Genomic DNA, 19,999 nt, shown 5'->3' on the forward strand with positions numbered 1-19,999 from the left:
AGGTACGAGGATGGTCTCCATGTCGCAGACCAATACCCCGCTGCCCCGGCAGGTCGCCGACGCCTACGTCGACGATCTCATCGCCCTCAACCCGGTCATCGGTACGTATCTCGGCGTGAAGGAGAGTTCGAGCGGGCTGCCCGATCTCTCCCCCGCAGGTCAGGAACGACTCGCGGAGCTTCAGCGGGCGACCCTCGCGAAGCTCGACGAGGCAGAGCGCCGACCCGGCGCGGACAGTGGTGTCGAGCGCCGGTGCGCGCGCCTGCTGCGCGAGCGGCTGACCGCCGCACTCGGTGTGCACGACACGGAGGAGGGTCTGCGCGAGGTGGGCAACATGCACACCCCCGCGCACTCGGTGCGTGATGTGTTCACGGTGACTCCGGCGGAGACCGAAGAGGACTGGGCGGCGATCGCCGAGCGGCTGCGCGCGGTGCCCACCGCGCTGGCCGGCTACCGCGAGTCCCTCCAACTGGGCCTGGACCGCAAGCTGTTCGCGGGCCCGCGCCCGACGGCCACGTTCATCGGCCAGCTCACCGAGTGGTCGGACCCGGACGGCGAGGGGCGTGGCTGGTACGAGGACTTCGCCTCGGCCGGACCCGAGTCCCTGCGCGCCGAGCTGGACGAGGCCGCCCGCGGGGCGACCGCGGCCCTGGTGGAACTGCGGGACTGGATGCGGGACGTGTACGCGCCGGCGATCGAGGGCGCGCCGAACACGGTGGGCCGTGAGCGGTACGCGCGCTGGGCCCGCTACTACAACGGTACGGAGCTGAACCTCGACGAGGCGTACGCGTACGGCTGGTCCGAGTACCACCGGCTGCTCGCGGAGATGAAGCGGGAGGCCGAGAAGATCCTCCCCGGCGCCGAGACCCCGTGGGTGGCGCTCGCCCACCTCGACGAGCACGGGCGGCACATCGAGGGTGTCGACGAGGTCCGTGACTGGCTCCAGAGCGTGATGGACCGGGCGATCGAGGAGCTGGACGGCACTCACTTCGAACTCGCCGAGCGGGTACGGCGGGTGGAGTCGCGGATCGCGCCCGCGGGCAGTGCGGCGGCGCCGTACTACACGTCACCCTCGCAGGACTTCTCGCGGCCTGGCCGCACCTGGCTGCCGACCATGGGGCAGACCCGGTTCCCGGTCTACGACCTCGTCTCGACCTGGTACCACGAGGGCGTCCCCGGCCATCACCTCCAGCTCGCCCAGTGGGCGCACGTCGCCGAGGACCTGTCCCGCTACCAGGCGTCCGTCGGCATGGTCAGCGCCAACGCCGAGGGCTGGGCCCTGTACGCCGAGCAACTGATGGACGAGCTGGGCTACTTGGCCGACGCGGAGGAGCGGCTCGGCTTCCTGGACGGGCAGATGATGCGGGCCACCCGGATCATCGTCGACATCGGCATGCACCTGGAGCTGGAGATCCCGGCGGACTCGCCGTTCCATCCCGGTGAGCGGTGGACGCCCGAGCTGGCGCAGGAGTTCTTCGGAGCGCACAGCAGCCGTCCGGCGGACTTCGTGGAGAGCGAGCTGACCCGCTATCTCACCATCCCGGGCCAGGCCATCGGCTACAAACTCGGCCAGCGGGCCTGGCTGTTGGGCCGGGAGAACGCGCGGCAGCGGCACGGCGAGGACTTCGACCTGAAGGCCTGGCACATGGCCGCGCTGTCGCAGGGTTCACTCGGCCTCGACGACCTGGTGGACGAGTTGTCGCAGCTCTGACGTCGACACCCTGGGCCGAAGTCCCATCAGCCCCAGGCCAGTTGGCGCCTGGGACCGAAGTCCCGTCGACCCCAGGTCAGTTGGGAAGTCGTCGCAGTTGCACAAGACCCAGCCAGGTCTCCGGGCCCGGCTGGGCACGGCCCGCGCGGACGGCGTAGCGTCCCGGTTCCAGGTCGACCTTCAGATGCTCGGTGCCCTCGGAGTCCCGCCCGGGCCACGCCGAGTCGAACAGGACCAGCGGTCCGGGTACGTCCCACCGCACCTCGTTCTCCCAGGTCGCGCCGGCGAGCGCGGCGGGCACTCCGGCCAGCACCTCGGCCTCGGAGTCCGCGGCACACCACCGTACGAACGTGCCGTGCTCCGGCAGGAAGGCCGTCGAGGCGGGTTCGTCGCCCAGGACCAGGGCCGCACTGTCCCCCACCGGCAGCAGGCCGACATCCCCGCCGACCTCGCACGCCCGGTCGTAGTCCGAGGCCAGTTCGTCGCCGTCTGCTCCCGTCCAGAACGGCAGCACCGTCTCCGGTACCGCTATGAGCGGCCCGCCGCCCGATTCCACCCACTGCACCGCCGTGTCCGGCTCTGCGTATCGCGCCATGGGCAGAACCTAACGCACAGCGAGCCCACATGTTCATGGTTCGAGCTGCCGCGCGCGCCGCCAACTCGCTTACCGGTAGAGCCCGTTCGCGGCTTCAGCAGCCGCAGTCGCCCGCACCCACCGGCGCCGTCAGCGGGTCGGCCGCGCGCCGTTCCCGCCCTTCCCAGGTCTCGAACTCGAAGCCCTCGCGCACCCAGTACTCGAAGCCGCCGAGCATCTCCCGTACCTGGTAACCGAGTTCGGCGAGGGCGAGGGCCGCGCGGGTGGCGCCGTTGCAGCCGGGGCCCCAGCAGTACGTCACCACCGGCACGGATCTGTCGAGGAGCCGCCCGGCCTGTTCGGGGATGAGCGCGGTGGGGAGGTGGACCGCTCCGGGGATGTGGCCCTGGTCCCAGGACTCGGTGGAGCGTGAGTCCACGAGGACGAAAGCGGGATCGCCGGAAGCGAGCGCGGCGGCGACGTCGGAGACGTCGGTGTGGAAGGCGAGGCTCGCGCGGAAGTGGGCGGCGGCTGCCGCGGGGGTGGTGCTGCTCATGGATGACCGGCCTTTCACCGAGGTGTCCTGACACCCGGAAATCTACGGTCGACGGCCGGGCCCCTGAAGTGCCGATTCCCGGCGTCCCGCTTGATCCGCCGGGGATTCCCCTGCTATTTCTCAGGTATGACCGCGTATTCCCCGGACGCCACCGACTGGCGCATCCTCGACGTCCTCCAGCGGGAGGGCCGGGCGGGTTTCGCCGAGCTGGCCCGTGCCGTGTCCATGTCCGCGAGCGCGGTCACCGAGCGGGTGCGACGACTGGAGGAGGCGGGGGTGATCCAGGGGTACACGGCGGTCGTGGACCCGGAACGGCTCGGCCTGCCGATCCTGGCGTTCGTGCGGCTGCGCTATCCGAACGGCAACTACAAGCCGTTCCACGACCTGGTCGCGGTGACGCCGGAGATCCTGGAAGCGCATCACATCACGGGCGACGACTGCTTCATGATCAAGGTCGCGGCCCGCTCGATGCGCCACCTGGAGGAGGTGTCGGGGCGGATCGGCGCGCTGGGCTCGGTGACCACGAGCGTCGTCTACTCCTCACCGCTCCCCCGCCGCCCGCTGGGTCGCTGACCTCACTGACCCCGCTGCCGTACGGCCGACCCGGCGCGCCCCTTCACGACCTCCAGCTGCGCGTGGATGCGGCGCCGCAGGTCGGCGACATGGCTGACGATGCCGACGCTGCGGTCCCTCTCGCGCAGTGAGTCGAGGACGTCGAGGACCTCGTCGAGGGTCTGCTCGTCGAGGCTGCCGAAGCCCTCGTCGATGAAGAGGGTGTCGAGCCGGACCCCGCCGGCCTCGTCGGTGACCACGTCCGCGAGTCCGAGCGCGAGGGCGAGCGAGGCGAAGAACGTCTCGCCGCCGGACAGCGTCGCCGTGTCCCGCTCCCGCCCGGTCCAGGCGTCCACGACATGCAGCCCGAGTCCGCTGCGGCCGCGCCCGGCCCGGTCGTCGGAGTGGACGAGGGTGTAGCGCCCTGACGACATGCGCCGCAGTCGTACGGTCGCGGCGGCGGCCACCTGTTCCAGGCGGGCGGCGAGGACGTACGACTCCAGGCGCATCCGGCGTTCGTTGTCCGCCGAGGTGCCCGCGGTGAGGGCGGCGAGGCGGGCCACCCGGTCGTACTCCTCGCGCAGCGGCGCCAGTTGGCGTGCCCCGGCCGCCGACCGGGCGGAGAGCCGGTCGAGTTCGGTGCAGCGCCGGGCCGCCGCGTCGCGCGCGGAGGCCGCGTCCCGGGTCCGCCGCTCGGCCGCGCCCGCGGTGCGCTCCGCCAAGTCCAGGTCGGCGGCGGCCTGTTGGGCGGCTGCCACGGTGTCTTCCTCCGCGAGGACCGCCCGTACGGCGGCCTCCTCCGACTGCCAGGCGTCCAGGCGCCGTTGGAGTTCGCGATGGGCGGTGTCGTCGAGGAGGGCGTCGGCGGCCGCCTGCGGGGTCTCGAACCCGGCACGGAAGGCCGCGTCGGCCAGCCGCGCGTCGGCGTCCTTGAGGCGCTGCGCGGTGTCCTCGGCGACCCGTGCGGTGTCGGCGGCGTCGGTGAGCAGCGCGGCCTGCCGCTCCAGTTGCGCGGCGCGCGCCGCCACGCTGTCGGCGGTGCCCCGCGTCTGCGTCAACTCCTCTTCCAGCGAGGCGCGTTCGCGGTCGAGGGTGTCGCGGAGGGTCGTACGGGAGGCGGCTCTGAGGGCGGCCTGCTGCTGGATACCGGTCCGCCGGTCGTGCTCCTGCTCGGCCTGTCGCAGTTCCTCGGTCGCGGGGTGCAGCCAGGACGCGTCCCGGCGCGCCTGCTCGTACAGCCGCTCCAACTCCGCTACTTCATCGGCGAGTTGATCGGTGGGCGTGTCTCCGGCCTCCGCGGTGGCGGCGGCGAGTGCTTCCCGTACGAGGCCGAGGCGGCGCTCGGCCTCGGTGCGCTGTTCGTCGGCGTGCTGGTGGGCGGTGAGGGCCTGTTCCTCGGCCGCGCGGTCGACGTGTTCCGCGGACTTGCGGGCGGGCGCGGGATGTTCGGAGGCTCCGCAGACCGCGCAGGGTTCGCCGTCGGTGAGGTGGGCGGCGAGTTCGGCGGCGATGCCGTTCAGCCGCTGTTCCTTGAGGTCGAGCCAGTGGGTGCGGGCCTCGACGGCGCGTTCGGCAAGGGCGAGCACCTGCCGCTGGGCGTCCTCCGTGTCACCGGCGAACTGGTCCCGCTGCCGGGCCGCCCGGAGCCGCCGCTCGGCGGGCTCGCGGCGCACGGCGAGCTGTTCGGCCCGGCTCGCGGCCTCCTGAGCTGACTCGATCCGCGTCCGCAGCTCCGCGCGCTTGGTGTCCCACCCGGCGAGCCAGGCCTCGGCCTCCTGCCGTACGTCCTCGTCGGCGCGCTCCTGCCGGTCCAACTCGGCGCGTTCCACACCGAGTTCGGACAGGCGCTGTTCGGCACGGCGGGCCGACTCCAGGCCGCCCAGCTCCTCGGCGGCCCGGCGGGCGGCGGCGGTGAGCCCGGCCGCTCCGGCGTCCGCGAAGGACTCCGGCAGCAGGTCACGCGCGCGTGCCTCGGCCCGGGCGGCCTCCCGGTGCTCGGTCTCGGCGGCCTCCCGCAGCTCCAGCGCCGGCGCCACCGCCTCCGCCTTGCGCGCCCGCTCCATCCGCGCCTGCGCCTGCCGATAGCCGTCGGCGCGCTCCTCCAGAAGCGCGGCCCGCTGCCGGGCCTGCGCGAACCGCTGTTGCAGGCGCGCCAGTTCGCGTACGTCGGCAAGCTCGCGGTCGGCGGCGGACCGGGCGGACTCGGCGGCGGTGAGGCGGCTGTGCGCGATGGTCAGCTGTTCGCGCGCGGTGCTGCGGGCGACGGCCGCCGCGCCCAACACCTCGGCGGCGAGGCCGGGTTCGCCGGGTGCGAGGTCCGGCAGCTCCATGGCGTTCCCGGCGGCCTGCTGCATGCGGTGCGCGTCGGCCAGCAACTCGGCGTCGCCCTGGCGGACTTGGGCCTCCGTGGCGCGCCGCCGCTCAGCGAGCCGCTTCTCGACCTCGGCGAAGCGGTGGGTGTCGAAGAGCCGGCCGAGCAGCTTGCCGCGCGCCTCGGCGTCGGAGCGCAGGAACCGCGCGAACTCGCCCTGGGGCAGCAGCACGACCTGGCAGAACTGCTCCCGGCTCATCCCCAGCAGCTGGGTGATCTCCTCGCCGATCTCCTGGTGCGAGCGGCTGAGGTCCTTCCAGGTGCCGGCCGTCGCGTCGTACTCGCGCAGCCAGCTCTGTGCCTTGTCGACCGTGGTCCCGGGACCGCCCTTCTTCTTGGGGCGCTCCCAGGGCGGCTGCCGGGTGAGTTCCAACCGCCGCCCGGCGACGGTCAGTTCGAGCCGGACCTCGGTGCGGGTGGCGGGCGCCGCGTGGTCGCTGCGCAGGGTGAGCCCCTGGCCGCTCTGGCGGACGCCGGGCACCGAGCCGTAGAGCGCGTAGCACACGGCGTCGAGGACGGAGGTCTTGCCGGCGCCGGTCGGCCCGTGCAGGAGGAAGAGGCCGGCGGAGGACAGTTCGTCGAAGTCGACGGTCTGCGAGCCGCCGAAGGGTCCGAAGGCGGTGATGTCGAGCCGGTGCAGCCTCATCGCACACCCCCTCCTGCCGAGAACCGCGCGCTCACTCGCGCAGAGGGCCGCGCACTCACGCGCGCCGAGGGCCACGCGTTCACGGCGTCACCTCCCGCACCACCGCGTCCGCACGCACCGCGTCGAACGCCTCCTGGAGCACGGTCTGTTCGTCCTCGTCGGGACCGGCACCACGCACATGGGCCACGAAGTCGTCGGCGATCTCCTGGTCGCTGCGGCCCGCGAGGCGCCTGGCGTACGACACGTCGGGGTCGTCCGGGGACCGGTCGGGGTCGAAGACCAGGCTGAGGGTGTGCGGGAAGCGCTCGGTGAGCCGGGCCATGGGGTCGGCCGGGCGCACCGGGTCGGTGAGGGTCGCCTCGACCCAGGCCTCCTCGTGCCGGGCGAGCTCCGGATCGTCGAGCAGGTCCTCCAACGCGCCCCGGATCCGGGCCAGTTCGCGCGGCACCGGGCAGTCGACACGCTCCGCGGTGACGGTCCCGTCGGCGTCCAGGTCGACGAGCCACATGCTCTTGCGGTGGTCGGCCTCGGAGAAGGAGTACGGCAGCGGTGAGCCCGAGTAGCGCACGCGCCCGGTGATGGTCTGTGAGCCGTGCAGATGTCCCAGCGCCACATAGTCGACGCCGTCGAAGACACCGGCCGGTACGGCGGCGACCCCGCCGACGGTGATGTCCCGCTCACTGTCGCTGGCCTCGCCGCCGGTGACGAAGGCGTGCGCGAGGACCACGGACCGGGTGCCGGACGCGCGAGTGGCGAGGTCGCCGCGGACGCGCTCCATGGCGGCGGCCAGCACCGCCTCGTGCCCGGCCTTCTCCACCCCGAACTCGGCCTTCACCAGGGCGGGTTCGAGATACGGCAGCCCGTAGAAGGCCACGTCCCCGAAGGCGTCCGGAATCACCACGGGCGTCCCGCAGGCCGACGGCTCGGTGCGCAGGTAGATGCCGGCGCGGTCGATGAGTCCCGCGCCCACGCCGAGGCGGCGGGCCGAGTCGTGGTTCCCGGAGATCATCACCGTGGGCACGCCGAGGTCGGCGAGCCGGTGCAGGGTGTCGTCGAAGAGCTCGACGGCGGCCAGCGGCGGGACCGCACGGTCGTACACGTCTCCCGACACGACCACGGCGTCCACCGCGTGCTCGCGCACGGTGCTGACGAGGTGGGTCACGAAGTCGGCCTGGGCCCCGAGCATGTTCACTCGGTGGAACGCCCGGCCCAGGTGCCAGTCGGAGGTGTGCAGCAGTTTCATGGAGCCACCACGCTAGCGCCTGTGGCCCCCCTGCTTCACCACGGCCACACGCTTGCGCCTGCCGCATCGAACAAGAAGCCGCGAATATCCCTTATGTCGGCACCCAACACCCCTTATGTCATGGCCTGGTACACGAGGTTGCGCAACTGGCGGCGGATCGGTGTGCGGTGTTTGCCCCAGGTGACGACCTGGGTGCAGAAGACCGCCGTGACGCCGTCGACCGGGTCCACGAAGAAGTGGGTGTTGGCCGCGCCGGACCAGCCGTACTCCCCCTTGTTGCCGAACGAGCCCGCGCCCACGGGGTCGGTCACGACGTAGAAGCCCAGCCCGAACCCGCAGCCGCGGTGCTCGTCGTCGGGGTACCGCGCGAAGGAGTTGATCTCGGCGCCGCCGGGCAGGTGGTTGGCCGTCATGTGGGCCAGGGTCCGGGGGCCGAGCAGCCGCTCGCCGTCCAGTTCGCCGCCGCGGACGAGCATGGCCGCGAACCGGTGGTAGTCCTCCAGGGTCGAGACCAGTCCCGGCACACCGCTGCCGGAGGGGAACTGCGCGGGCTCGCGGAAGGTGGGCCGCAGTTCCTCGTTGACGACGAGCCGGCCCGTTTCGGGGTCCGGGCTGTAGATCTCGGCCAGGTCGGCCACCCGTTCGGGCGCGAGCGCGAACGTCGTGTCGGTCATCCCGAGCGGGCCGAGCACGTTCGACTCGATGAAGGTGTCGAGGCTCTCGCCGCTCACCACCTCGATGATCCGGCCCAGGATGTCGACACCCAGGGAGTAGTTCCAGGCGGTGCCCGGTTCGAACAGCAGCGGCAGGGCGCCGACGTCGGCGCACATCTGCCGGAGTGTCGCGCCCGGCAGGGGCAGTACGTCCTGGCCCGCCTGCCGGTAGAGCGCGTCGACGGGATCCATGTGGGCCAGTCCGAGGGTCAGCCCGGCGGTGTGCGTCAGCAGATGGCCCACGGTCACCGGGTGAGCGGCCGGGCGCACCCGCACACTCCCCGGCGACCCGCCGTCGTAGACGCGCATGTCCGCGAACTCGGGGATGTACGCGGCGACCGGGTCGTCGAGTCCGAGCAGTCCGCGCTCCACGAGCATCATGACGGCGACGGACGTCACCGGTTTGGTCATGGAGTAGAGGCGCCACAGGGTTCCCGGCTCGACCGGCAGCCCCGCTTCGAGGTCGCGGAGTCCGCCGCCCGCCGCGTACACGGGCTCCCCGTCGCGGGCCACCAGCGCCGACCAGCCGGGGACGACGCCGAGTTCGGTCTGCCGGTCGAAGAACTCGGCGATACGGCCCAGCCGTTCGGCGCTGAAGCCGGACCGCTCCGGGGGCTTGGTGACGCCGAAGCGTTCGGCGAACTGCTGCATGTTGGCCTCCGTGTCCGGGAGTTGGGGGGTCAAGGGGTGGCGGGAGCTGCGCTCTGCACCCCGGCAGCCGCCAACAGCTTTCTGGTGTAGGGGTGTTGGGCGTCGGCGTAGACCTCCTCGGTGGTGCCGTGCTCCACGACGTCACCGCGGTACAGGACGACGATCCGCTGGGCGAGGTGCCGTACAACGGCGAGGTCGTGGGAGATGAACAGGTAGCTGACGCCCGTCTCCCGCTGGAGGTCGGTGAAGAGGTTCAGGACCTGGGCCTGGACGGACAGGTCGAGCGCGCTGACCGGCTCGTCGCACACGATGAGCTTCGGCGCCATCACCAGGGCCCGGGCGATCGCGATCCGCTGCCGCTGGCCGCCGGAGAACTGCCGCGGGTAGCGGTCGGCCGCCTCGGCCGGGAGCCCGACCAACTCCAGTACCTCCCGTACCCGTTGCTGGACCACGGACCGCTCGTCGCGCGAGTGGACCAGCAGCGGTTCGGCCAGGGTCTGGCCCACGGTCAGTGCCGGGTTGAGCGAGCCGTTGGGGTCCTGGAAGACGGCCTGGACGCTCTTGCTCAGCTCCCTGCGCCGGGCACCGGCGGCATGGGTGATGTCCTCGCCGTCGAAGAGGATCGTGCCCTGGGTGACGGCCGTCAGCCCGAGCACGGCACGGCCCAGAGTGGACTTGCCGGAACCGGACTCGCCGACCAGCGCGACGGTCTCGCCGGGCCGGATGTCCAGGGACACGTCCCGGATGGCCGGGGTGCCCTTGCCGCGGCGGTGGTACGAGACCGAGAGGTCGCGGATGTCGAGCAGGGGTAGTCCGGTCACGGTCACTCCGGATGTGCTCACGAGGACACCTCCAGCAGTTCTTCGCCCAGCTCGTCGCCGACCAGGACGCAGCGGGCGACGCCCTGGTCGTCGGGTTGGGTCAGGGCGATCGGGGCCTCGGTGCAGCGGGCGACCCGGTCGGGGCAGCGGTCGGCGAAGTGGCAGCCGACGGGCCACTGCCCCGGGGGCGGCACGGTGCCGGGGATGGTGGGGATGGGCTCGCCGACCGTCGCAAGTCGCGGGTTCGCGGCGAGCAGCTTGCGGGTGTACGGGTGCAGCGGCGCGGTCATGACGCGCTCCGTCGGTCCGGCTTCGACGACCTGGCCGGCGTACATCACCAGGGCGGTGTCGCAGGCCTCCGCGATGACGTCCCAGTCGTGGCTGATCATCAGCAGCGCCATGCCGGTGTCCCGCTGGATGGTGCGCAGCAGCTGGACGATCTCGCGCTGGACGGTGACGTCGAGCGCGGTGGTCGGTTCGTCGGCGACGAGGATGCGCGGGCGGCCGGCGAGCGCGACGGCGATGGAGACGCGCTGTGCCATACCGCCGGAGATCTGCGACGGGCGCAGCTTCAACACCCGGTCGGGGTCCGGCAGTTGGACCTGTTCGAGCAGTTCGCGGGCCCGGAGCGTGGCTTCCTTGCGGGACAGCTTCTCGTGGGTGCGGACCGCCTCGCGCAGCAGTTGGCCGATGGTGAAGAGGGGGTCGAGGCCGACCATGGGTTCCTGCGAGATGAAGGCGATGGTGCCGCCGCGCAGTTCCCGCCACTGGGCGGGACCGTACGGGCCGACGTCGACGCCGTCGATCTCGACCGTGCCCGAGGAGACCCGGGCGCCGTTCGGCAGCAGGCCGAGGAGAGCCAGTCCGGTCATGGACTTGCCGCAGCCGGACTCGCCGACCAGTCCCACCGTGCGGCCCTGGCCCACGGCCAGGCTCACATCGCTGATCAGTTCGACCTCGCCGTGCTCGGTCTCCGCGGTGACGGTCACCTTGGTGAGCCGTACGACCGGATGCGGTTCCGCCAGCAGCCAGGCGTCGTCGGACTGCGGTGCCGCGGCGGCGGCCGCCGTGGTGGCAACTGCCGTACGGCGCCGGGTCGTTGTCGCGTGGGAGGTGCCGGACCAGCGTTCGGCGAGCGTGTCGCGCAGGCCGTCGCCGAGGACGATCAGCGCGGCGGCCGTGACGGCGACGAGACCGCCGGTCGGGATGGCCAGCCAGAGGCTCTGGTTGAGGGTCTGCGCGGCGTCGGCCATCATGCCGCCCCAGGACGGGGCGGGCGGCTTCACGCCGAGACCGATGGCGTTGATGCCGGCCGCGATCAGCAGGGTGTTCGCGCAGGCCAGGGCCGCGTTCACCAGGATCAGACCGGTGATCCGGGGCAGCACGTGCCGGCGGGCCACGCGCCAGGTGCCGAGTCCGGAGACCCGTGCGGCGGCGACGTAGGTCTCGCGGCCGACCGTGAGGGACGCGGACCGGACGACCCGCATCATGCCGGGTACCGACAGCAGACCGATCACGACCATGGCCGCGGTCATGCTCTGCGAGAACAGGGCCAGCACGATCAGCAGCAGGATGATGCCGGGGATGGACATCACCACGTCCGCCATCCGCATCAGCACCGCGTCGATACGGCCCCGGCGCAGTCCTGCGACCAGGCCGAGCGGGACCGCGATCACCAGGGTGATCAGTACGGCGATCGCGATCTCCCGGAAGGTGTCCGCGCCGCCGTACATCAGCCGCGACAGCACATCGCGGCCGAGGCGGTCGGTGCCCAGCAGGTGCTTCGCGCTGGGGCCGCTCAGTGCGGCGGTGAAGTCCGCCTGTTGGGGCGGGTAGGGGGCGAGCCAGCTCGCGCCGAACGACGCGATCAGCTCCAGGACCAGGATCACGGCCGGGACCGTGATGCGCGGGCGGCCCAACGCGCGGCGGACGAAGGGGACTTGGGGTGTGCTCATGCGGCGACCGCCTGTGGGTTGAGCCAGCCGATGGCGAGGTCGAGCAGGAGATTGAGTCCGACCACGATGAGGGTGAAGTACACCGCCACTCCCTGGATCACCGGAATGTCGCCGCTGGACGCGGCCGTGACCGCCGCGCTGCCGAGGCCTGGCAGGCCGAAGAGTTCCTCGATCACCACTGCGGAGCCGAGGAGTCCGATGAGGTTGTTGCCCGCCACCGTGAGGACGGTGACGGAGACGTGCCGCAACGAGTGCTTGAAGAGGATCGAGCGCTCGCTGACGCCGTTGGCCCGCAGGTTCCGTACGAAGTCGCGGCCCAGTACGTCGGCGAACTGCTCACGGGTCTGCTTGGCGATCACCGTGACCAGGGCGAAGGCCAGGGCGGCCACCGGCAGGACCAGTGAGCGCGCCCAGCCGCCGGCGGACGTCCCGAAGAACACGTAGCCGTTGGCGGGCAGCAGGTCGAACCGGGTGTTGAAGACCCAGATGCCCAGCAGACCGACCCAGAAGGCGGGGATGGTCATGCCCGCGATGGACGCGCTGTCCGCGGCGAGCCGGGTGGTGCGCCCGCCGCGCACGCTCGCCATGCCCAGGACGACTCCGACGACCAGGGCGAGCAGAGTGGTCGCGATCACCAGCGAAAGGGTCACCCCCAGGCGGGTGTTGAGGGTGCCCGCGACCGCTTCGTTGTTGCTGATCGAGCGTCCGAGGTCGCCGTGGACCGCGTCCTTGAGCCAGGCCCAGTAGCGCTCCCAGACCGGCTGGTCGAGGTGGAGGCGGTGCCGCAGCGCGGCGATCGCCTGGGGTGAGGCGGTCAGGCCTCCGATGGACCGGGCGGCGTCACCCGGAATGAACAGCTGGAGGAAGAAGGTGAGCGCCGAGACGAAGAGCAGCAGGGGTACAGCCTGCACGATCCGCATTCCGCTGGTTCGCCACATGACTGGGTGCCTTTCTCGGGAGGGTCACTGGAGGGTCACTTGGCGGCGTACAAGGTCGTCAGGTCCGGCGTGAGGTTCGTGGCCGAGAGGTCGACGCCCTTCAGACCGGGCCGTACGTAGACGATCTTTTCCAGGGAGACCATCGGAATCGTCCACGACAGGTCGGACAGGCGCTGTTCGAACTTCTGCCAGCCCTGTTCCTGGAGCGCTGCGCTCGGTGCGGAGGCCGCCGCGCTGTAGAGGGTGTCGAGCTGCTTGTCGCTGACCTTGAGCGGGTTGCCCCAGCTGTAGAGGAGGTCGTTGCCCTGGGCGTAGGGCGGGGCGATGCCGGTGCCGTAGTCGAACATCATCGCCGGGTACTTCGCGTAGGTGGAGAAGAGCTCGTTGACGTTCGCCGGGACGTTGATCTTGACGTTGATGCCGATGTTCGCCATCTCCGCGGCGAAGGCCTCCGCGGCCTGCGATTCCCCTACGCCCGTGAGGTTCACGGTGATGGACATGGTGAAGCCGTTGGGGTAGCCGGCCGCCGCGAGGAGCTTCTTGGCCTTGGCGACGTCGTAGGGGTACTTGCCTTCGCTGCCCCGGGTGTAGCCGCTCGTGTTCGCGAGCACGGGGTAGTCCCAGCCCTTGGCGTACGAGCCGTACAGGGCCTTGGCGATCGAGTCGCGGTTGATGCCGTACATCATGGCCTGCCGTACCCGCAGGTCGCCGAGGGCCTTGACCATGGTGCCCGCCCGGTCCTGGATCATCAGCTGCATGATCGAGTAGGGGCTCGAAAGGACCTGGAACCCGGCGGACTTGGCGCCCTTCGTGGTGGTGGAGTCGCCGAGCGCGTAGTCGACCTCGCCGGAGCGGAAGGCGCTGAGCGTGGTGTTCTCGTCCTTGATGACCTTGACGACGACCTTTTTCCAGTGGACCCGCGACTTGTCGTAGTACGTGGGGTTGGGGACGTAGGTGTAGGTCTGGCCTGAGACCGTCTGCGAGCTGTCGATCATGTACGGTCCGGCGCCGTGGGTGGTGGTCCCGAGTTCGCTCGTCTTGTTGAGGCCGGTGGGGCTGATGATCTCTCCGGTGGTCGGTCTGGAGAGATAGAGCGGCAGCAGCGGATCGGACGTCTTGAGGTGGATACGGAGGGAGAGCGGGGACGTGACGTCGATCTTTTCCACGGGGGCGAGGTCGGCCGCGAGCGGGCCGCCGGCCTTGGCGTAGTACTCGAGCGACTTCTTCACACCGTCGGCGGTGAGTGCGGAGCCGTCGTTGAACTTCACGCCGGAGCGCAGGGTGAGGTCGAAGGTCTTGCTGTCGGAGCCGACGAAGCCCCATTTGGTCGCGAGGGCGGGCGTGTACTTACCGTCCGGGGTCTGACGGATCAGCGTGTCGTATGCCAGTTCGAAAAAGTACTGCTGTGGGTCGGCGGAACCGCCCAGAGCCGGGTTGAGGCTGTTGGGCGCGATGGCCGAGGCGACCGTCAGGACACTGGGGTCCTGGGCCTTGGCGGTACTGGACGAGGTGCTGCTGCCACCGCCGCACGCGGTGGTCAGCAGCGCCAGCCCGGCGGCACCGGCCGTGACTGTGAGAGTGAGACGCGAACGAGTCATCTGAACCTCCGGCGTTGAGGCATCGAACGGGAACGCGGGGTTCACCGGGCGTGGGGAAGGAGACCACCGTCGTGGTGGCTGCTCCCTTGTGTGAGTCCGCGGGGATGGAGGGGCGGCGGGACGGTCTCGCCGTACGGCTGCGTACGGCGGCGTCCGGAAACCGCGGAGCGTGTCCCGGCCGAACGGGGAACACGCGGACCGTGCTGTTATGAGCTGCAAGCCTAGGAGTGAAACCGCTGTTCAGCCCCTCTTGTGGAGGTCGGGCCGAGCAGGGGGTGGGGCCCCACGGAACGGAGTTCGCCCATTATTCGGTCGGCCGCCGCGTTCCCGGAAAGACAGCAGTCCGCTGAACGGACCGCAGGACACATCGGGACGCCGGGGCCCACCGCGGTCGGGTGGGCCCCGGACTACGCAATCGGTTCTCTCGTCACTGCCCGGCTGGCGCAGCAGCACCGCTCGGCCCGGCGCGCCCCGACACGGCCGGTGCGGCCCACCCCATTCGGATGGGCCGCGGACCAACACAAATCCGCTCTCTCGCCCGCCGCCCCCGCTAAGGCAGCAGCCATCGCTCAACCCGGCACGCCGTGAAGCGGACGGTGCAGCCCACCCCGGCCGGGTGGGCCGCGGACCAACACAATCAGTTCTCCCGTCCGCCGCCCCCTCTAACGCAACTGCCACCGCTCAACCCGGCACGCCATGGCACGGACGGTGCAGCCCACCCCGTTCGGATGGACCACGGACCAACACAATCAGTTCTCCCGTCCGCCGCCCCCGCCAACGCAACAGCCACCGCTCAACCCGACACGCCATGGCACGGACGGCGCACCCCACCCCCGTCGGATGGACCACGGACCAACACAAGTCCGCTCCCTCGCCCCCCGCCCCCGCCAACGCAACAGCCACCGCCCAGCCCGGCACACCGCGACGCGGACAGTGCAGCCCACCCCGGCCGGGTGGGCCGCGGACCTACGCGATCCCTTCTCTCGCCCTCCGCTAGCGCAGCAGCAGCCGCCCGGCGCGCCATGGCGCGGGTGGTGCGGCCCACCCCGTTCGGATGGGCCGTGGAGCAACGCAAATCGGTTCTCCCGTCCGCCGACCCGCTACCGCAGCAGCCACCGCTCGGCCCGGCGGGCCGTGGCGCGGAGGTCGCGGCTTGTGTCGGTCGGGAGGCGGCGCAGGATCTCGCGGACGCCGTGGCGGAGGCGGTGGTCGGCGGTGGTGCGGAGCAGGAGGCGGCGGGTGGTGCCGATCCGGCCCGGGGCGCCGACGGATAGCCGGAGCTGGCCGCCGGGGCCCGCCCAGGTCGGGGAGACCAGGCGCGCGGGTGCTCCTACGGCGACGGTGCCGAGGATGATCCGGGTGCCGCCAGGGGTAGGGGTCAGCCGGGGGCGGCGGCCGACGCCGAGGAGCTGGGCGCTGGCCCAGACCTGGTGGGCGCCGGGGGCCATCGGCTCGTCGCCGGTGAGGGTCAGCGGGTCGATGGCCGTTTCGCCGGTGACGACGACCCGGTGGCGGTCTCCGCCGAGCGGTTCCAGGGCCGGCGTCAGCTCTCCGTGGGGATACCACCAGTGATTGCCCGCGGTGTCGTGGACGATGAGTTCCCCGTGCGCGGAGGTGAACGGGTCGGGGACCTCCCAGTCCTCGGCTCCCCCGATGCCGTCGAGGAGTTCGGGATCGAGCAGTGTGCGTCCGCCGCGCCGTACGACGGTCAACGGTTCGCCGTCGCCCCGGACCATCCCGATCCGGGTCCGGATCACCAGCCGGCCGTTGCGCCAGCGCATGTCGTCGACCTCGACGTGCGCCCTGATCTGCTCGGTGCGGCGGGCGAGTTCGACCAGGGAGTCGAGCCGGCCGCGCACCAGCAGCTCCGCCCGCAGCCGGCTGATCGCCGGGAGCCCTTCCCTCACCCCCGCCGGGTAGCTCGTCATCGCCATCCGGCGGACGGTGGTGAAGTACTCCTCCAGATCCTTCCCGCTGCGCCGCAGCACGCGGGGTTCGCTGACCGGCCGCAGCAGTTCCACCCGGTAGGAGCGGCGCAGCAGCCGGTCCTGGAGGTCGCCAGGCGGTGTGCCCTCCTTGATCGCCTCGACGACGTTGCCGAGGTGGCCGTAGTAGTCGTCGGGGGTGATCCGGCGGCTGCTGTTGTTGCCGCCGTCGTCGCGCCGGTTCCACCGGTAGCAGGGGTAACTGCCCAGTATCGACACGGTCTTGGCCCGCACATAGGTGCGCGCCATGAACAGCTGGTCCTCCAGCCTGACCCGCCCCTCCGGGAAACGGATCCCATGCTCGTGCAGGAAGTCCCGGCGGAACATCTTGTGCGGCGTCAGGCTCTCGAAGAGCGGCGCGTCGGCGGCGGTGCACCGTTCGACGGTCTTCTTGAACACATTGCTGGGCCCCTGCATCGTCCCGTGCACCTTGCCCAGCACGATGTCCGACCCGTTGCGCTCCGCCAGCGCGTACAGCCGCTCCAGCGCCTCGTACGACAACTCGTCGTCCTGGTCGACGAATTGGACGTACTTCCCCCTGGACAGATCGATCCCGACATTCCGCGGCCGGCCCGGCCAGCCGGAGTTCTCCTGCCGATGGACCCGCACATGTGCGTGCGCCTCGGCCAGCCGCCCGAGCCGTTCGGCCGAGTCGTCCGTCGACCCGTCGTCGACGTACACGACCTCGTAGGCATCCGCTCCGAGACTCTGATTGACGAGTGACGGCGCACAACGCTCTATGTAGGAACCGGCGTTGTACACCGGCACGACAACGCTCACCTTGATCAAGACATCCCCCCCGGGACAAGTGGTGTTGCCGTACCAGACACTTGTTGTTGGGGAGAAGTTGTACGTCCCTTGGTGCGGGTGTTACGAATCGCCCGGACACGGACCGGGCCGGGCCGGCTCGATCTCGCGCGGTCTCGGCTGCCGGCTCTCCACAGGAAACCCTCAACTCCCCTGCCCCATAAGGGAGCTGCGCTAATCTCACGTCACACGCACCACGCGAGAGACACAGGGTCCCCATGCCAGTCGAGTACCGCGGTCGGTCCGAAACGATGGCCTATGCGGCGGCGGGGATGGAACCGCCGCCCGTGGTCCCGTTGCGGAAGAGCGATCCCCGGCAGGCGGGCCCGTACCGGTTGCTGTCGGTGCTGGGCAGCGGTGGGATGGGCCGGGTCTATCTGGGCCGCGACGCCACCGGCTCCACCGGCCCGGCCGCCGTGAAGGTGATCCGTCCCGAGTACGCGGAGGACCCGCAGTTCCGCAGGCGCTTCGAGCGCGAGGTCGGCGCCCTGGACAGCATCCAAGGGGCGCACATCGTACGGCTGTTGGGCAGCGGCTGCGACGAGGAACTGGTGTGGGTCGCCACCGAGTACATACCCGGGCCCACGCTGGACCAGCTGGTCGACGCGCGCGGACCGGTCGACGCGGCGGCGGCCTGGCGGCTGATGGGTGACGTGGGACGGGCGATCGAGGCGATCTGGCGCGCGGGGCTGGTGCACCGCGACCTCAAGCCGTCCAACGTCATCCTGGGTGCCGACGGCGCCCGCGTCATCGACTTCGGGGTCGTCCAGGCCACCGACGGCACGTCGATCACCGCCACGGGCCAGAACGTGGGCACCCCCGCCTACATGTCCCCGGAACAGGTCCGCGGCCAGGAGGTCACCGCCGCCTCGGACATCTTCTCGCTGGCCTCCACGCTCACCTACGCCCTCGCCGGGGAGGCGCCGTTCGGCGAGGGCACCGGCGTCGACGTGCTGCACCGGGTGGCCTTCGACCCGCCCCGGGAGGAGACCCTCGACAAGGTGGCGGCCGTCGACGCGGACCTGGCCGCGTTCATCCGCGTCTGCCTGGACAAGGATCCCGAGCAACGGCCGTTGCCCGAGGCCGTGTTCAGGACCGCCATCGGGCATCAGCTGTCCGGGCCGGTCGGGGACCCGCCACGTGTGGCTCGCAAGCACGAGGCGGCTTCCAGTCTCGCGATCTCCCCCGCCGTCCGTCCCGTGGCGACGCCCCCGGAACCGCCCGCCGAGACGCCCGCCGAGACGCCCGCCGAGCCCCAAGTCGCGCCCGGGAAGCGGGGGTTCGCGCCCGGGAGACGCGGAAAGCTGATCGTGGGTGCCGTCGCCGCAGCCGTCCTGGTCGCCGGCGGCATCACCGCGACGCTGCTGCTGCACCACGACGACGGGACGTCGGCCGGTGCCGGGCCGGAGGCGTCCTCGGCAGCGGCCGTACCGGAGAACTCGCCCTCGGCGCCGAGCAGTTCACCGACCCCGGACTCGACCCTGCCGGGCACGGGGAACGTGGCGTCACAGAGCCCGACGAAGGCGCCGGCCACTCACGATCCCGCGACCCTCGACATCCGGATCGCCTCGTGCGTCGCCGAGATCGCGTCGCACTCCCACGGCGACTGCGTCAAGGCCCTCCAACTCCTCCTCGCCGGCTACGGGTTGCACGTCACGGTCGACGGCGACTACGGGGTGGCGACGAGCGACGCGGTGAAGGCGTTCCAGAGCGAGGCCGGAACCACGCCCAGCGGGTCGGTCGACGCGCAGACCATGAAGCTGCTGTACGGCACGGAGCGCGGACCGGTCAGAACCGGTTCGGTGACCGTCACCGAGAGCGTGCACGCCGTCGATGTCGCCCGGTGTCTCGACGCCCGCGTCGCCGCGGTGCAGGTGTGGGGGTGCAACGGCACGGCGGCCCAGAAGTGGGCGCTGTACCGCGTGCCCGGCCACGCGTCGCAGTACCTCGTGGTCAATCAGGGCAACCACAACTGCCTGGACGCCGACGCCGGCACGGTCGGCCAGAACTTCTCGAGGATCCGGGCCAGGAGCTGCGACGGACTGAGCGCGCAACGGTGGCAACTGGGCGGCGCCGGAACCCTGGTCAGCGTCCCGGACGGCTTCTGCCTGGACGCGGAGGCCTCCGAGTCGGGGCAGGACGGTCAGCCGGTGCAGACCTTCGGCTGCGCGGGCAGCTCCAATCAGGTCTGGAACTGGCACTCCTGACGGATCGTCAGAGAGATCAAAGACGGGTCAGGCGTCCCCGTACGCCTCGCCACCCAGCTCCAGCGCCGCCGTCCCCGCCGTCGCATCGGCCAGCCACGCCCGGAAGGCGTCCACGTCGGCGTCCGGCAGCCCGATCTCGATCGTGACCGCCTCGCCGTAGCGGACGTCCCGGACCTCGCGGCCGGTGGCGCGCAGGTCGTTCTGGATCTTGCCGGCCCGCTGGTGGTCGACGGTCACGGTGGCCAGCCGGAAGCGGCGGCGGGTGAGTGTGCCGAGGGCGTCGAGCGCTTCGCCGACCGAGCCGCCGTAGGCCCTGATGAGGCCGCCCGCGCCGAGCTTGACACCGCCGTAGTAGCGGGTGACGACGGCGACGACGTACCGCATGTCGCGGCGCAGCAGCATCTGGAGCATGGGGACGCCGGCCGTGCCGCCCGGTTCGCCGTCGTCGCTCGCCTTCTGGATCGCGGCGTCGGCGCCGATGACGTAGGCGAAGCAGTTGTGCGTGGCGTCGGCGTGCTCCTTGCGGACCCGGGCGACGAAGTCCTGGGCCTCCTGCTCGGTGGCCGCCGGGGCGAGGGCGCACAGGAAGCGGGAGCGGTTGACCTCGGTCTCGTGCACGCCCGGCCGGGCCACTGTGCGGTACTCGTCCTGCATCCGACCAGCCTATGCGC

General features: G+C 71.3%; 14 protein-coding genes. 3 read left to right on the forward strand and 11 right to left on the reverse strand.

All coding sequences use genetic code 11. The features are described 5' to 3' along the window. Positions 1–19 precede the first annotated feature (19 nt). Complete coding sequence (locus SSP08S_RS28180; RefSeq protein ID WP_026178884.1) at positions 20–1,711, forward strand: DUF885 domain-containing protein; 1,692 nt, start codon at positions 20–22, stop codon at positions 1,709–1,711. A gap of 76 nt (positions 1,712–1,787) precedes the next feature. Here SSP08S_RS28180 and SSP08S_RS28185 read toward each other — a convergent pair whose 3' ends face one another. Next, a complete protein-coding gene (locus SSP08S_RS28185; RefSeq protein ID WP_019070991.1) occupies positions 1,788–2,306 on the reverse strand; it encodes an immunity 21 family protein in 519 nt (172 codons plus the stop codon). A 94-nt stretch (positions 2,307–2,400) separates the two neighbouring features. Next, entirely contained in the window at positions 2,401–2,841 is a 441-nt protein-coding gene (locus SSP08S_RS28190) for a rhodanese-like domain-containing protein (RefSeq protein WP_019070992.1), read from the reverse strand. A gap of 126 nt (positions 2,842–2,967) precedes the next feature. On the opposite strand from SSP08S_RS28190, the gene SSP08S_RS28195 reads away from it, so the two are divergent. Next, positions 2,968–3,414, forward strand: coding sequence for an Lrp/AsnC family transcriptional regulator (locus SSP08S_RS28195; protein WP_019070993.1), 447 nt, complete (start codon positions 2,968–2,970; stop codon positions 3,412–3,414). A gap of 2 nt (positions 3,415–3,416) precedes the next feature. On the opposite strand, the gene SSP08S_RS28200 is transcribed toward SSP08S_RS28195, so the two are convergent. From SSP08S_RS28200 to SSP08S_RS28235, 8 genes are all read right to left on the reverse strand, one after another. Beyond that, complete coding sequence (locus SSP08S_RS28200; RefSeq protein WP_019070994.1) at positions 3,417–6,410, reverse strand: AAA family ATPase; 2,994 nt, start codon at positions 6,408–6,410, stop codon at positions 3,417–3,419. 79 nt (positions 6,411–6,489) lie between these two features. Further along, on the reverse strand, positions 6,490–7,653 hold the full coding sequence (locus tag SSP08S_RS28205; RefSeq protein WP_019070995.1) for an exonuclease SbcCD subunit D: 1,164 nt from the start codon (positions 7,651–7,653) through the stop codon (positions 6,490–6,492). A 113-nt stretch (positions 7,654–7,766) separates the two neighbouring features. Beyond that, complete coding sequence (locus tag SSP08S_RS28210; RefSeq protein WP_019070996.1) at positions 7,767–9,017, reverse strand: serine hydrolase domain-containing protein; 1,251 nt, start codon at positions 9,015–9,017, stop codon at positions 7,767–7,769. A 29-nt stretch (positions 9,018–9,046) separates the two neighbouring features. Next, entirely contained in the window at positions 9,047–9,859 is an 813-nt protein-coding gene (locus SSP08S_RS28215) for an ATP-binding cassette domain-containing protein (protein WP_019070997.1), read from the reverse strand. Next, the gene (locus SSP08S_RS28220) at positions 9,856–11,793 is read right to left on the reverse strand and encodes a dipeptide/oligopeptide/nickel ABC transporter permease/ATP-binding protein (RefSeq protein ID WP_245607972.1); all 1,938 of its coding nucleotides are present in this window, start codon (positions 11,791–11,793) and stop codon (positions 9,856–9,858) included. The genes SSP08S_RS28215 and SSP08S_RS28220 overlap by 4 nt, the downstream gene beginning before the upstream one ends. Beyond that, the gene (locus tag SSP08S_RS28225; RefSeq protein ID WP_019070999.1) at positions 11,790–12,713 is read right to left on the reverse strand and encodes an ABC transporter permease; all 924 of its coding nucleotides are present in this window, start codon (positions 12,711–12,713) and stop codon (positions 11,790–11,792) included. The genes SSP08S_RS28220 and SSP08S_RS28225 overlap by 4 nt, the downstream gene beginning before the upstream one ends. Before the next feature lie 53 nt (positions 12,714–12,766). Beyond that, positions 12,767–14,329 (reverse strand): ABC transporter substrate-binding protein, encoded by a 1,563-nt coding sequence (locus tag SSP08S_RS28230; RefSeq protein ID WP_019071000.1) that lies wholly within the window; start codon positions 14,327–14,329, stop codon positions 12,767–12,769. Positions 14,330–15,429: 1,100 nt separating this feature from the next. Continuing rightward, complete coding sequence (locus SSP08S_RS28235; RefSeq protein WP_019071001.1) at positions 15,430–17,082, reverse strand: glycosyltransferase family A protein; 1,653 nt, start codon at positions 17,080–17,082, stop codon at positions 15,430–15,432. A gap of 257 nt (positions 17,083–17,339) precedes the next feature. Here SSP08S_RS28235 and SSP08S_RS28240 point away from each other — a divergent pair, with 257 nt between their 5' ends. Further along, positions 17,340–19,328 carry a protein kinase domain-containing protein gene (locus SSP08S_RS28240; RefSeq protein WP_245607973.1) on the forward strand — a complete coding sequence of 663 codons (1,989 nt, stop codon included), beginning with the start codon at positions 17,340–17,342 and terminating at the stop codon, positions 19,326–19,328. 27 nt (positions 19,329–19,355) lie between these two features. On the opposite strand, the gene SSP08S_RS28245 is transcribed toward SSP08S_RS28240, so the two are convergent. Then, the gene (locus SSP08S_RS28245) at positions 19,356–19,982 is read right to left on the reverse strand and encodes a YigZ family protein (RefSeq protein ID WP_019071003.1); all 627 of its coding nucleotides are present in this window, start codon (positions 19,980–19,982) and stop codon (positions 19,356–19,358) included. Positions 19,983–19,999: the final 17 nt, after the last annotated feature.

Origin of the sequence: Streptomyces hokutonensis (assembly GCF_000376565.1) — a bacterium.
Classification (GTDB): domain Bacteria; phylum Actinomycetota; class Actinomycetes; order Streptomycetales; family Streptomycetaceae; genus Streptomyces; species Streptomyces hokutonensis.

What these genes read in the sequence shown, in the direction of transcription:
- SSP08S_RS28180 (WP_026178884.1), top strand. Translation starts at nt 20, where the DNA reads ATGTCGCAGACCAATACCCCGCTGCCCCGGCAGGTCGCCGACGCCTAC.
- SSP08S_RS28185 (WP_019070991.1), bottom strand. Translation starts at nt 2,306, where the DNA reads ATGGCGCGATACGCAGAGCCGGACACGGCGGTGCAGTGGGTGGAATCG.
- SSP08S_RS28190 (WP_019070992.1), bottom strand. Translation starts at nt 2,841, where the DNA reads ATGAGCAGCACCACCCCCGCGGCAGCCGCCGCCCACTTCCGCGCGAGC.
- SSP08S_RS28195 (WP_019070993.1), top strand. Translation starts at nt 2,968, where the DNA reads ATGACCGCGTATTCCCCGGACGCCACCGACTGGCGCATCCTCGACGTC.
- SSP08S_RS28200 (WP_019070994.1), bottom strand. Translation starts at nt 6,410, where the DNA reads ATGAGGCTGCACCGGCTCGACATCACCGCCTTCGGACCCTTCGGCGGC.
- SSP08S_RS28205 (WP_019070995.1), bottom strand. Translation starts at nt 7,653, where the DNA reads ATGAAACTGCTGCACACCTCCGACTGGCACCTGGGCCGGGCGTTCCAC.
- SSP08S_RS28210 (WP_019070996.1), bottom strand. Translation starts at nt 9,017, where the DNA reads ATGCAGCAGTTCGCCGAACGCTTCGGCGTCACCAAGCCCCCGGAGCGG.
- SSP08S_RS28220 (WP_245607972.1), bottom strand. Translation starts at nt 11,793, where the DNA reads ATGAGCACACCCCAAGTCCCCTTCGTCCGCCGCGCGTTGGGCCGCCCG.
- SSP08S_RS28225 (WP_019070999.1), bottom strand. Translation starts at nt 12,713, where the DNA reads ATGCGGATCGTGCAGGCTGTACCCCTGCTGCTCTTCGTCTCGGCGCTC.
- SSP08S_RS28230 (WP_019071000.1), bottom strand. Translation starts at nt 14,329, where the DNA reads ATGACTCGTTCGCGTCTCACTCTCACAGTCACGGCCGGTGCCGCCGGG.
- SSP08S_RS28240 (WP_245607973.1), top strand. Translation starts at nt 17,340, where the DNA reads ATGCCAGTCGAGTACCGCGGTCGGTCCGAAACGATGGCCTATGCGGCG.
- SSP08S_RS28245 (WP_019071003.1), bottom strand. Translation starts at nt 19,982, where the DNA reads ATGCAGGACGAGTACCGCACAGTGGCCCGGCCGGGCGTGCACGAGACC.